At 59.9% G+C, this 12,452-nt stretch carries 10 protein-coding genes; 5 read left to right on the top strand and 5 right to left on the bottom strand.

All coding sequences use genetic code 11. The features are described from left to right. Positions 1-91 precede the first annotated feature (91 nt). The 3 genes from BUB69_RS28810 to BUB69_RS05865 all read left to right on the top strand — a co-directional run bounded on the left by BUB69_RS28810 (position 92) and on the right by BUB69_RS05865 (position 3,473). Positions 92-1,459 carry a PI-PLC domain-containing protein gene (locus tag BUB69_RS28810; RefSeq protein WP_175561654.1) on the top strand — a complete coding sequence of 456 codons (1,368 nt, stop codon included), beginning with the start codon at positions 92-94 and terminating at the stop codon, positions 1,457-1,459. Between the two features lie 713 nt (positions 1,460-2,172). Next, positions 2,173-2,637, top strand: a complete 465-nt coding sequence (locus tag BUB69_RS05870; RefSeq protein ID WP_073163358.1) for a multidrug transporter — start codon at positions 2,173-2,175, stop codon at positions 2,635-2,637. Positions 2,638-2,654: 17 nt separating this feature from the next. Further along, the gene (locus BUB69_RS05865) at positions 2,655-3,473 is read left to right on the top strand and encodes an SDR family oxidoreductase (protein ID WP_073163355.1); all 819 of its coding nucleotides are present in this window, start codon (positions 2,655-2,657) and stop codon (positions 3,471-3,473) included. Positions 3,474-4,347: 874 nt separating this feature from the next. Here BUB69_RS05865 and BUB69_RS05860 read toward each other — a convergent pair. Genes BUB69_RS05860 through BUB69_RS05845 form a run of 4 tightly spaced genes read right to left on the bottom strand, consistent with a single transcriptional unit; the run spans position 4,348 to position 9,094 of the window. Continuing rightward, the gene (locus BUB69_RS05860) at positions 4,348-5,202 is read right to left on the bottom strand and encodes an efflux RND transporter periplasmic adaptor subunit (RefSeq protein ID WP_073163353.1); all 855 of its coding nucleotides are present in this window, start codon (positions 5,200-5,202) and stop codon (positions 4,348-4,350) included. A gap of 23 nt (positions 5,203-5,225) precedes the next feature. Beyond that, positions 5,226-5,426 carry a DUF1656 domain-containing protein gene (locus tag BUB69_RS05855; protein ID WP_073163351.1) on the bottom strand — a complete coding sequence of 67 codons (201 nt, stop codon included), beginning with the start codon at positions 5,424-5,426 and terminating at the stop codon, positions 5,226-5,228. Next, positions 5,416-7,602: an FUSC family protein gene (locus BUB69_RS05850; protein ID WP_073163349.1), complete on the bottom strand. Its 2,187-nt coding sequence runs from the start codon at positions 7,600-7,602 to the stop codon at positions 5,416-5,418. The genes BUB69_RS05855 and BUB69_RS05850 overlap by 11 nt, the downstream gene beginning before the upstream one ends. Position 7,603: 1 nt before the next feature. Continuing rightward, positions 7,604-9,094 (bottom strand): efflux transporter outer membrane subunit, encoded by a 1,491-nt coding sequence (locus BUB69_RS05845; protein WP_073163347.1) that lies wholly within the window; start codon positions 9,092-9,094, stop codon positions 7,604-7,606. A 184-nt stretch (positions 9,095-9,278) separates the two neighbouring features. Here BUB69_RS05845 and BUB69_RS05840 point away from each other — a divergent pair, with 184 nt between their 5' ends. Continuing rightward, positions 9,279-10,226, top strand: coding sequence for a LysR family transcriptional regulator (locus BUB69_RS05840; RefSeq protein WP_073163345.1), 948 nt, complete (start codon positions 9,279-9,281; stop codon positions 10,224-10,226). Between the two features lie 88 nt (positions 10,227-10,314). Then, positions 10,315-11,289 (top strand): 2-hydroxyacid dehydrogenase, encoded by a 975-nt coding sequence (locus BUB69_RS05835; RefSeq protein ID WP_073163343.1) that lies wholly within the window; start codon positions 10,315-10,317, stop codon positions 11,287-11,289. Positions 11,290-11,462: 173 nt separating this feature from the next. Here BUB69_RS05835 and BUB69_RS05830 read toward each other — a convergent pair whose 3' ends face one another. Then, the gene (locus BUB69_RS05830; protein ID WP_073163340.1) at positions 11,463-12,365 is read right to left on the bottom strand and encodes a DMT family transporter; all 903 of its coding nucleotides are present in this window, start codon (positions 12,363-12,365) and stop codon (positions 11,463-11,465) included. Between the last annotated feature and the right edge of the window lie 87 nt (positions 12,366-12,452).

Raw genomic sequence — 12,452 nt, 5'->3', positions numbered from 1 at the left:
CCGAAACATACCTATCAGTTATGCCAGTGGTCTGACAGCACTGGTTTTGCTTTTCTTGAGTCAAGGGTTCGTCACTCATCGGGAGCAGGCCATGAACAGCGAAGACGACAAGAAATCCGGCATTGATCAGCCACACCAGCAGGCCGGGCGCACACGTTTATCGCTATGGCTAAAGGAGTATTTGAGCGTATTGAGAACAAAAATAAACAGCGAGTTACGCTTACTGGAACAGGTACTTGATGAGCACTCACGGTCAGACGGATCTACCTTGAGCGGCTGCCCAGGTGGCGGTGGCGTTTCCGGAGGTATTTGCAGGCCCTTCAATAATGAGGATCGGAGTACCTGGCAGACCACGTATGACGGGGGCCGAACACTGCGCATAATGGATTGTATTTTACCAGGGACTCACAATTCCGGTTTTGACAAAGAGGCCTCTTATCAAAATAGTTGGGAAACCTGTCAGGATGTATCGCCTTGGCGACAACTGATGACGGGCATACGGGTCCTTGATCTAAGAGTGGAGTTTAAAGCGAACGCAAGCGGTGCCCAACGCTTCAGCATTTTTCATAGGTTGAACTCAGGTCGTACCGTTGACGGCGACATCATTCAAGCCGTCATCAACTTCCGCAATGAGCCATCCACCGCAGGGAACCCCCGCAGGGAAATCATCATTCTTGATTTTCACGAATTCAAAAACTTCACCGACGCCGCACATCAAGAGCTTGCACAGCTGATCAAGGTGCGCCTGGGTAGCTTTATCATCCCCCGATGGATGAGCGCACTCACGATTGAGCAAATCTGGAACCACGGTGACTATGGCGTCGTCATTGCCTACCAAGACAGTCGCCGAGACCCTCTGTTCTGGGACGGCGTCAAGCAAAAATGGATAGGCACTGAGTTTCCCTCCACCGATGTTTTGAAGCGTTTCATGGACAGCATCGCACGCCTGCCCAAGCCTTACGACGAACTGTGGTCCATCCAGTGCGCCAAATACAACTTGCCCCCCCTGGGCACACCCGATGACTTCTCCGACAAGATTCGAGAGTGGTTCTATTCGGAGGACCAAGCGTCTTACATTCAACAGTTTTACATTATCAATACCGACTGGTCGTTGAGACAACGGCTCATTGATAACTGTATTCATGCCAACCGAATCAGAGGAGCGTCCATGATATGGGGCGGCACAGTGGACGTGCCCCAATCTGAGGAGTACCAGATCAACTATGTAGGGCGTTACCTCATTGTACGGCTGTGGAATGGGCATTGGACAAGAAAGCTGCTGTTACCGGACAGCGCCCCCGAGAACACCCCCCTACAAATAAAGAGCACCGCCGTTTACTCAACTGAACTAATGCTTACAGGCTCGGACAACCCGGCCACCTCCATCACCCTGAAGACGAACGATGTCATCTCCTTCGTGTTCAGGAGTCAAAAGTGGCGCCTGTTGGGATTAAACTGAACCCGCCTCTTTTTGAATTTACCGAACATACCTTACCGGTGAAGGCCACGTGGGACACTGGCCTTTTTTCAGAAGACCTTATGGCCACTGTTATTTCTGTCAGTAGCGGTTAAACGTGTGTGTCGTTAACGTTGTATTCGTGCCGGTCGCACTTCACTGCTACCAACGGCCTTACTGCTGCGCAGGAGTCGAACATGAATACACCATCCAGACTACCCTCCCCACGCCCTTCGTGCGCAATGCAATAACCCTGAACACAGATAAGGGCAAAGCAAGGCTATCGATCTAAGCAGCGAGATTACACTTGAACTGCCCGCTATCAACGATGCCTCTTGTCCGTTCGTGATACTCACCATGGGCAGTACTGACGGCAACCATAACGCCCAGCTCATCGGTTCTGCCCCCGATCCTGCGAGGCCAACCGACTGTCATCACGCTTTCAAATAAAAAAGATGATCAGTCCACCGTCTTCAATTCAGGGCATCAGGCAACGATCACAGGGTCTGTACAGGTCACCGGGCCGGACCACTGGGTCGACACACCGATATCCGAACGCTACGGGTTCAAGAACTGAACGTGACCGGATCAAAAAAACGGTGGTGCTGTCAGGCACCACCGACGCCGCATGTCTCCCGCGTCGCCCGACCTTGTTGGTCAACCGGCACTGCCTTTCTGTAGGATGTTCAGCACCGCCCCTGCTGGAGACCCTCTGCATGCTGATCGGCATCCTGTTAATCCTGACCTGGCTCATCCTGCTGCTGCGCTATCCTGCCAAGGCCTTGCCTGTGTCGCTTGCGGCCGCTGTTGGCCTGGGAATAGTGGCGGCTATCGTGATCTGGCAAGACAGCCGCGAGACACGCCAGCTGGAGCAACTGGATATGCGGCTGACCTACGCACCGCAGCAGTGCCCCACGGATCGTCCGTTGCAAGTCTCGATCACCAACCGCAACAAGGCGGCGCTGCTCGAGCTTCGCTGGCGGATTGCCGCTTACGCACCAGGCGATACTGTCAATCTGGCGGACAACACCTACACGTCAGCGCGTTATCGCGGGCCGGGGGAATTGCAGGCAGGCGGCCATTGGCAGGATTGTGTACCCGTACCGGCGTTGCGTAATGGCTATCGCCCGCAAACCCTGGAGTTTCGCGCAGAACATCTGCAAGGCAGTTTCTCGGACTGACCCACAAGGACATCGACATGCCCATCGCTCTCATCACAGGTTGTTCCAGCGGAATAGGCCGCGCGCTCGCCGACGCCTTCAAGGCAACCGGCTACGAGGTCTGGGCTACCGCGCGTAAACAGGAAGACGTCGCCACTCTCAGTGCGGCAGGTTTCATCGCCGTGCAACTGGACGTCAACGACCGCATGGCTCTGGAGCAGCTCGCTGCCGGGCTGGAACACAGCGGGCTCGATGTGCTGATCAATAACGCCGGTTACGGTGCAATGGGGCCGCTGCTGGATGGCGGCGTGGACGCGCTGCAGCGGCAGTTCGAAACCAATGTGTTTTCAGTGGTCGGCGTCACTCGGGCACTGTTCCCGGCGCTGCGTCGCAACAAGGGACTGGTGGTCAATATCGGCAGTGTGTCTGGCGTGCTGGTCACACCGTTTGCGGGCGCATACTGCGCGTCGAAGGCGGCCGTGCATGCCCTGAGCGATGCGCTGCGTCTGGAGCTGGCACCTTTCGGAGTCCAGGTCATGGAAGTCCAGCCGGGGGCCATTGCGTCGAGCTTTGCGAAGAACGCCAGCCACGAAGCCGAGCAGTTGATCAGCGAACAGTCGCCCTGGTGGCCGATCCGCGAAGGCATCCGTGCGCGCGCCAGGGCCTCGCAGGACAACCCCACACCCGCCACCGATTTCGCCCGTGACCTGCTCAAGGCCGCCCAACAAACCAACCCGCCGCGCCTGCTGCGCCTGGGTAACGGCTCGCGGGTGTTGCCACTGATGTCATGGCTGCTGCCCAAGGGCCTGTTGGAAGGTGGACTGCGCAAGCGGTTCGGATTGAATGCTTCGCTGTGATCGGGATCTCTTGGCATCCATGATCGTGCCCACTCTCCGCGCTCAGCGTTAATACACAAGTCCAGCGGACGCGTAGAACGGGGCCAAAATGAAAGTGCCTGACTCAATGCGTACCCGTGGGAGGCGGCTTGCCGGCGATGGCGTCAGTTCAGTCACCGATAGGTCGCTTCAGAAAAAGCATCGCCGGCAAGCCGCCTCCCACAGTCCGTTGATTACAGCACGACTTGCGTATAGCGCTGAGTACTCCGCAAGCGCAGGCATCCCGTGACACACAGGCCCTGAAAAGGCGCAAAACGGGCCAAAGCTAAAGCGTCTGACTGAATGCGTACCCGTGGGAGGTGGCTTGCCGGCGATGGCGTCAGTTCAGTCACCGATAGGTCGCTTCAGAAAAAGCATCGCCGGCAAGCCGTATCCCACAGTCGGTTGATTACAGCACGACTTGCGTATAGCGCTGAGTACGCCGCCTGTGCAGGCATCCCGTGACACACAGGTCCTGAAAAGGCGCAAAACGGGCCAAAGCTAAAGCGTCTGACTGAGTGCGTACCCGTGGGAGGCGGCTTGCCGGCGATGGCGTCAGTTAAGTCGCCGATAGGTCGCTTCAGAAAAAGCATCGCCGGCAAGCCGTATCCCACAGTCGGTTGATTACAGCACGACTTGCGTATAGCGCTGAGTACGCCGCATGTGCAGGCATCCCGTGACACACAGGTCCTGAAAAGGCGCAAAACGGGCCAAAGCTAAAGCGTCTGACTGAGCGCGTGCCCGTGGGAGCGGACTTGTCCGCGAAGAGGCCGGTACATCCACCAGAGATGCAATCGCCAAACTGCTGCATTCGCGGACAAGTCCGCTCCTACAATGCGCAAACCGTGGGGAGTGATCAACCCGGCGTCACAATCACCGTGCAGGTCATCCCCGCTGACAGCAACACGCCTTCCGGCACGCGGTCCAGATAAATGCGCACCGGCACGCGCTGGGCCAGGCGGACCCAATTGAAGGTCGGATTGACGTCGGCAACCAGCTCGCGGCTCTGCGGGTTATCGCGGTCGTAGATGCCGCGAGCAATGCTTTCGACATGGCCCTGAATGACCTCGCCGCTCATCAGTTGCATGTCTGCCGCATCCCCCACGTTCAGGTGCGGCAGTTTGGTTTCTTCGAAGAAGCCATACACCCAGAACGAATGCATATCCACCACCGCCATCTTCGCTTCGCCCATTCGCGCGTAGTCGCCTCGATGCACATTCAGGTTAGTGACATAGCCATCCACGGACGCCAGCACACGGGTGCGCGACAGGTTCAGTTCTGCTGCCTCCAGTTGTGCCTGAGCCAGTTGGTAATCGGCCAGCGCAGAAGTCGCGATGGTGCTCGCGTCGTCGCGGTTTTCCGCCGAAATCACCAGCTCGTCCAGGTCGGCGCGGCGTTTGGCGTTGAGCTTGCGCATCTCCCAGGTGGCCTTGCGTGAGGCCAGCAGCGCCTGCGCCTGCTTGACAGCGATCCGGTAATGCTCAGGATCGATCTGCATCAACAGGTCTCCGCGTTTGACCTGCTGGTTGTCATGCACAGGTACGTCGATCACGGTGCCGGACACGTCTGCCGCCACATTGATGATGTCAGCACGCACCCGCCCGTCGCGGGTCCAGGGTGTGTCCATGTAATGGACCCACAGTGTTCGCCCGATCCACAGGGCCAGCGCCAGAAACAGCAACGTGGCGATCACGCTGAAAAACTTTTTCATCCAGAGATTTTCCATGCCAGGCATCAACGATAAAGAGGCAGCGCCAACGCGCCAAACAGACAGACGAACAGGCTCAGGCGCAGCAGCGCCGGATGCCAGACATGGCGATACAGGTCCAGCGCCGCCAACAGACGATCCAATGCCCAGGCCAGAACCATCGCCACCAGAAAAATCAGGGTCACGGTCGGCAGGTACAGGCCGTGAAAGGCAATCTCACGCGGCATGGGCCACTCCCGAAGCACGAGGTATCCGGCCATACGCGGCCAAGGGTGACTGAGGATCCAGCAAAGAGGTGCGGATAAAATGCAGGTAGCTCTTCACTCGGCGCAGCACTGATGTATCAAAGTGCGAGGCAAACGGCTCGTCCGCCTCTTGAACCCGGTTGAGCGCCTCATCGACTGCCAGCAGACAGCGCTGCAGGTTGGTCTCGTCGGGTTGAATGAACAGGCGGACCAACGCGCGCCCCATGACCCGCAGCGCGATGCGCCAGGGTTGATACGCCGCGTAATCGGGATGCACGGGCAGCGTCGCCTGCTCGCGGCGCAGTTCGATGATTGCGTGGCCGATCTCCAGCACCACGAACATCCAGCGCAACAGTTCGCGCTGCACCTCAGGCCGACCGATCGCCAGACCGTATGCCTGATGCATGAGGTCGCGGGTCTGGCTTTCGAAACGCGAACCCAGCCGTTGCACAGGCGCGCTGATCGCGAACACCACCTGATCACGCAGCGCCTGCTCCAGTCGTTGCCACATCCAGCGACTGTTGGGCGGCAGAATGATTGCGCCCGCTGCGGCACAGAACAGCATGCCGATCACCATGGCAATGTAGTCGTTGATAAAGGCGTAAGGGTCATAGACCGTCAGGTTGTCCGGCACCGAACCGATGCTGAAAAAAATCAGCAAGCCCAGACCGTACCCCGTCCATTGCGGCCGCGAACCGAGAAAGGCGCCCAGCACGAAGACCGGTGCCAGCAAGCAGCACAGCAGAACAAAGCCATCGACCTGCGGGAACAGGAAAAACGTTTCGACAAACCCCAACAGCGCACCGAGCAACGTACCGCTGGCCATCTGAAACGACAGGCGTTTGGGGTTGTGGGTGGTGGAAGACAGCGCAACCGCCGCGGCCGAGGCCAGCGTCATGACGGCCCCGCTGGGCCAGGCCGTCAGCACCCAGTAAGCGCTCAGCAGTGCGACCACGCTTGCCGCACGGACGCCGGCCGCAACCGCCGTCAGCCAGTGCGTGCGTGACTCGAACGACTCATTCCACTGCTCACGCACATGGTGGTGATCGGCCAGCGACGCGTGCGTCTGGGCGTAACTGAGCATCTCGTCCAGCAGGCGATACAGCAACTCGAACGCGGTGTGAAAATCCAGCCACTGGGCATCGTTCGGGTCAGCGCTTTCGAACCCCGCACGCAGGCATCTCACCGTGTGGGGCCAATTCGTTTTGAGTGCTTGCAGCTGTGTCGCCAGCCGCATTGCATCGGGGCTGGTCAAGGCCCTGTCGGCGAACGCGTCGAGCAACGAGGTCAATTGATCAAGACCTGGCTGGACATGATTCAACACCGTGTTCGAGCGTTCGATGCGCAGCCTGTCGAGCAACTGATGCAGCGCATTGAAACGCGTGGTGACAGCCATGAATTCGCTGTTCAGACGATTGAGCCGGCCATTACGCCGCCGCATGTGCGGGTCTTCGAACACCGTGACGCTGCGCAACCCCTCCAGGCCGATGGCTTCTGCGACGAATCGCACGTTGCCAGCCTCGAAAACCGCTCGCGCCTGATCACCCGGCAGGCCATCGATCACGAAACGGGCAAACCTGCCAAAACGCAGATACAACGCATTGCGCATGGCCGCGCTGGAACTCTGCGGCAGCAGCACCGCACTGACCGCCGTGGCACACAGAATGCCCAACGAGATTTCCAGCACGCGCCACACCGCTGCCATGAATGCGCCTTGTGGATGCGCCAGCGCTGGCAAACCGACCATCGCAGCGGTGTAGCCGGCCAGCACAAAACCATACGCACGAAAGTTGCGATAACGCGCCGCGCCTGCCGAACACAACCCGACCCACAACGCCAGACAACCGAGAAACGGCACCGAATTCTGGGCGAACAGCGCCATCAGCAGCACCATCATCGCCGACCCCGCCAGCGTGCCCAGCAGGCGATAAAAGCTCTTGGCGAACACCTGCCCGCTCTGCGGCTGCATGACGATGAACACCGTGATCAGTGCCGTGCGCGGCTGCGGCAGCTCCAGACGCAGCGCCAGCCAGTACGTCAGAAACGCCGCGATCAACACCTTGCCGATGTAGATCCACGTGACCCCGTCACTGCGCGCCCAGCTGTTGAGTTCGCGGCGCCAGGGCAAGGCGATGAAACGATGGGCGAGCGTGATCATCTCAGTGGCCGACCTGCTTATCGACGTTCGCAAGCGCAGCGGGCACATCGTCGCCCGCCGACAAGCCGCCACCCAGCGCCACCACCAACCCGGCATACGCGGTCAGGCGCGCCGCCTCGACCTGCTGTTGCACCTGCTGCTGACGAAACAGCAGGGTCTGGGCGTTGAGCACGTTCAGGTAATCAGTCAGCCCGCGCTGGTAAGCGATCAGGGCAATGTCATAGGTCTTGCGTGCCGACGCCACCGACTCGGCGGCGTACACCTGTTGCTTGTCGAGAGAGGCACGACGAATCAACTGGTCGGAGACACTCGTGAGCGCCATCACCAGAGTCTGGTTGTAGTGCGCAACCGCCAGGTCATAACCGGCCGAAGCGCGCCCCAGTTCAGCGCGCAAACGCCCTCCATCGAAGATCGGCAAGGTAAGCGCAGGGCCTGCCTTGTAGCTGAGTTTGCTGCCGGTCAGAAACGCCAGCATGCCGCCCCCCGTGGCCATGTAACCGAGGCTGGCAACCAGATCGACGTTCGGATAGAAACTGGCGTGTGCCACATTGAGGCCTTGCGCCTGAGCGGCCACACGCCACTGACTGGCGACCACATCAGGCCGCTGGCCGAGCAGTTGCGCAGGCAATGCCGAAGGCAGTTTCAGTTCGCTGTTCAATGCCAGACGGGGACGCTGCAGGGTCGAGCCCTCGCCCGGTCCCCTGCCTGCCAGCGCCGCCAGCTGGTTACGCCCCAAAGCAATGGCCTCTTCGAGTTCATCGATCTGTCGATGGATCTCCGGCAACGGAGCCTGGGCCTGGCTGACCTCGAAGTGGGTGCCCAGGCCACCCTTGAGCCGACGTTGCGCCAGCTCCAGCATCTGCTGTTGCTGGGCCAGCGAGGCCTTGGCGATCTCGATACGGGCGAAGTTCAGGGAGAACTGGATGTAGGCGCGAACGATGTTTTCCTGCAGCTCAAGCTGCGCCTGTCGCTGTTCGGCGGCGCTCATGTGCGCCAGGTCAAGGGCCTGTTCACTGACGCTGCGCTCGCGGCCCCACAGGTCCAGCGCGTAACGCATGCCCAGCGACGCATTGTTGTCCCAGGTGTGACGATCGGCGAGCGCGCCGGGGCCATAAAACTGATCGCTCGGCCAGTCGTGACGCGCCAGGTTTGCCGTGCCTTGCACCTGCAACGATTCGGCGGATTCGGCCATTCCCGCCATCGCTTTGGCCTCCCGCACGCGCGCTGCCGCCATGGCAAGGCTTGGACTGCCCAGAACGGCCAGCTCGATCCAGCGGTTCAATTGCGGATCGTTGTAGACACGCCACCATTGTGCCCTGGGCCAGTGCGCATCGAGTGCGGCGTTCTGAATGGCGCTGTCGGTGGCCAGGCTGTCAGCGGACAACACGCTGCCCCTGGGTTCGATTCCACCGGTTGCAATGCAGCCACTGATAACCAACGATAAAGCCAGAAGACCGAGGGGCTTATGCCCTCTGATGATGCGACGCGGCACAGCTGCGAGTTCCCGACCGGTGATGAAACGCCTTGAATGGCGGCGATTCTAGGCGGCGCTCGACATGGCGATAAGCGGGAAGATATGTGAATCTTTATTACCGAAACGGTGATAATCCGTTGGTATGGCTGACACGCGTCCGTTACTTCATGTCACAATTTGTTATCTATTCAGAGAAACATTCATGGACACCCTGCAAAACATGCGCGCCTTCAGTTGCGTGGCGCAAGCGGGCAGTTTTACTGCGGCAGCAGCCTTGCTCGACACCACCACGGCCAACGTATCGCGTGCCGTCTCCAACCTTGAGGCGCACTTGCAGACCCGCCTGCTCAACCGCACCACACGCCGCATCGCCCTGACCGAAGCAGGCAAGCGCTACCTGCTGCGCTGCGAGCAGATCCTGATGTCTGTCGAAGAAGCCGAAGCCGAAGCCAGCGACGCGCATGCGCGGCCGGCCGGTCAGCTCAAGATGCATTCGATGCCGGGTGTCGGTCAGCACTACGTGATCGATGCCATTGCCCGTTATCGCCGCAGCCACCCGGACGTGTCGTTCGACCTGACAATGACCAGCCGCGTGCCGGATCTGCTGGAGGACGGCTACGACGTGTCGATCGTGCTGGCCAGCGAGCTGCCGGACTCGGGCTTCGTGTCCCAGCGGCTGGGCATCACCTACAGCATCGTGTGTGCGTCGCCGGAGTACATCAAGACCTTCGGCACCGCGCACAAGCCCGCAGACCTTTTGAATCACGCCTGCCTGCGCCTGGTGAGCCCGGTGTTTCCGCTGGAAAAATGGCTGTTCGACGGTCCGCAAGGCCAGGAGATGGTCACGATTACCACCTCACCGCTGCTGGTCAATTCGGCGGACGCGATGAAGACGGCTATTTCCAGCGGCATGGGTGTCGGCATCCTGCCGATCTACTCAGCCATCGAAGGGCTGCGCAACGGCACGCTGGTGCGGATCATGTCCGACTACCGTTCCCAGGAACTGAACCTGTACGCCATCTACCCTTCGCGCCAATACCTGGATGCCAAGATCAAGACCTGGGTCGAATACCTGCGTGGTTCACTGCCGGAGATTCTGGCGGCAGATGAAGCAGACCTGCACGTACAGGCGCTGAAAAGCATGTCCTGACGTCGTACAACGGCAAAAACCGGCTGCCAAAGAGCGGGCAGGAATGTTAGCGTGCTACTCATTCAACCCGCTCAAGAGTGACTGCCCAATGAAAAAAACCGTACTCGCCTTCAGCCGTGTTTCCCCTGAAATGGCTGAACGCCTGTCGCAGGACTTCAACGTCGTCGTGCCCAACCCCAAGCTGGGCGACCTCAATGCCCAGTTCGAAGAGGCCCTGCCCGAATCCCACGGGATGATCGGTGCGGGTCGCAAGCTGGGCCGTGAGCAATTGGCGAACGCCAGCCGCCTGGAAGTGGTGTCGAGCATTTCCGTGGGTTACGACAACTACGATGTCGGCTACCTGAGCGAGCGCGGCATCATGCTGACCAACACGCCGGACGTGCTGACTGAAAGCACTGCTGACCTGGGTTTCTCGTTGATCATGAGCAGCGCGCGCCGCGTGGCCGAGCTGGATGCCTGGACCAAGGCGGGTCAGTGGACACGCAGCATCGAAGCACCGCATTTCGGCACCGATGTGCATGGCAAGACGCTGGGCATCGTCGGCATGGGCAACATCGGCGCGGCGATTGCGCGTCGTGGCCGACTGGGCTTCAACATGCCGATCCTGTACAGCGGCAACAGCCGCAAGACCCAACTGGAGCAGGAACTGGGCGCGCAATTCCGCAGCCTGGACCAACTGCTGGCCGAGTCCGATTTCGTGTGTCTGGTGGTGCCGTTGAGCGACAAGACCCGCCACCTGATCTCGCGCCGAGAACTGAGCCTGATGAAACCGAGTGCCATCCTGGTCAACATCGCCCGTGGCCCGATCGTCGACGAACCGGCGCTGATCGAAGCCCTGCAGAACGGCACTATTCGCGGCGCCGGACTCGATGTCTATGAGAAGGAACCGCTGAGCGAATCCCCACTGTTTCAGCTCAAGAACGCTGTCACCCTGCCCCACATCGGCTCGGCCACCACCGAAACCCGCCAGGCCATGGCGGACCGCGCCTACCACAACCTGCGCAGCGCACTGCTGGGTGAACGCCCGCAGGATCTGGTCAATCCGCAGGTGTGGAAAGGTTGAGAGAAATCGGTCAGGCCCGCAGCTCAAAGGAACGCTGTGTTTGAACGTGGGAGGCGGCTTGCCGGCGATGCGGAGTGTCAGGCGACGTGTCAGTGACAGGTCTTGCGCTGTCGCCGGCAAGCCGCCTCCCACAGTTTTATCGGCTACACGACCGCGCTGTACCCGCGTTAGCCTCAGGCCAGTTTCCCGCCCACCGGCACGACCACCGGCTTGGCCTTCCTGAACACAAGCACATTGCCCACCATCACCAGCACCAGCCCGATCAGCGCCACCGGTGTCCACTGATAGCCCTCGACCCACGCCGAAATGTTCAGCGCCACCACCGGGAACAGTACCGTGCAGTACGCGGCGCGCTCTGGCCCCATGCGCCCGACCAGTGTCAGGTAGGCGGTAAAGCCAATCACCGAGCCGGGGATGACCAGATACAGCAGCGAGCCGATGTAGCGGCCATTCCACTCAACCGTGAACGGCGTCCCGCTGAGCAGGCAATACGCACACAGAATCGTCGCGCCATAGAACATGCCCCAGGCATTGGTGGTCAACGGACGCAGACCGGCCTTCTGCTGCATGCTCGACAGCATGTTACCCGCCGAAAAACACAGCGTGCCCAGCAGCGCCAATCCCAGACCGATCAGGGTTTGATGACTGGCGCCATGCCCCGACATTTCAGGCCAGAACAGGCAGGCCAGCCCCAACAACCCCAAGGCACCGCCAGCCAACACATTGCTGGCGACTTTCTGGCGAAAGAACAGCCGCGCGTTCAGCGCGTTCCATAACGTCGCGGTCGAAAAGACGACGGCGATCAGACCGCTGGGGATCCACTGACTCGCGGTCAAAAAGCACATGAAATTGACGCAGAACAGACAGACGCCCTGCGCCAGACAAATCAGCTGGCCACGACGGTTGACCGGTTGCAGCCTTCGGGTGATCAGCAGAATCGCAAACAGCACCAGCGCAGCCAGTGCGAAGCGATAGACAATCGACACGGGAATGGCGACCTCGCCCAGCTGGAGTTTCAGCGCGATCCAGGTCGTGCCCCAGATCAGCACGGTCAGCAGATAAAGCGATAGGTTCATGACGCAGGCTCCTTGATGAGCCCTCAGTCTGCTGCGCGCCTCGCCGCAGGCGTTTGCATAATCTTGCGCATTTGATCGACACGGTGA

This window comes from Pseudomonas asturiensis (assembly GCF_900143095.1).
Lineage (GTDB): Bacteria > Pseudomonadota > Gammaproteobacteria > Pseudomonadales > Pseudomonadaceae > Aquipseudomonas > Aquipseudomonas asturiensis.
The sequence above is the reverse complement of the archived record's forward strand: the minus strand, read 5'-3'. Positions and strand labels throughout refer to the sequence as shown.

What these genes read in the sequence shown, in the direction of transcription:
- BUB69_RS05840 (WP_073163345.1), top strand. Translation starts at nt 9,279, where the DNA reads ATGGACACCCTGCAAAACATGCGCGCCTTCAGTTGCGTGGCGCAAGCG.
- BUB69_RS05835 (WP_073163343.1), top strand. Translation starts at nt 10,315, where the DNA reads ATGAAAAAAACCGTACTCGCCTTCAGCCGTGTTTCCCCTGAAATGGCT.
- BUB69_RS05860 (WP_073163353.1), bottom strand. Translation starts at nt 5,202, where the DNA reads ATGAAAAAGTTTTTCAGCGTGATCGCCACGTTGCTGTTTCTGGCGCTG.
- BUB69_RS05830 (WP_073163340.1), bottom strand. Translation starts at nt 12,365, where the DNA reads ATGAACCTATCGCTTTATCTGCTGACCGTGCTGATCTGGGGCACGACC.
- BUB69_RS05865 (WP_073163355.1), top strand. Translation starts at nt 2,655, where the DNA reads ATGCCCATCGCTCTCATCACAGGTTGTTCCAGCGGAATAGGCCGCGCG.
- BUB69_RS28810 (WP_175561654.1), top strand. Translation starts at nt 92, where the DNA reads ATGAACAGCGAAGACGACAAGAAATCCGGCATTGATCAGCCACACCAG.
- BUB69_RS05850 (WP_073163349.1), bottom strand. Translation starts at nt 7,602, where the DNA reads ATGATCACGCTCGCCCATCGTTTCATCGCCTTGCCCTGGCGCCGCGAA.
- BUB69_RS05870 (WP_073163358.1), top strand. Translation starts at nt 2,173, where the DNA reads ATGCTGATCGGCATCCTGTTAATCCTGACCTGGCTCATCCTGCTGCTG.
- BUB69_RS05855 (WP_073163351.1), bottom strand. Translation starts at nt 5,426, where the DNA reads ATGCCGCGTGAGATTGCCTTTCACGGCCTGTACCTGCCGACCGTGACC.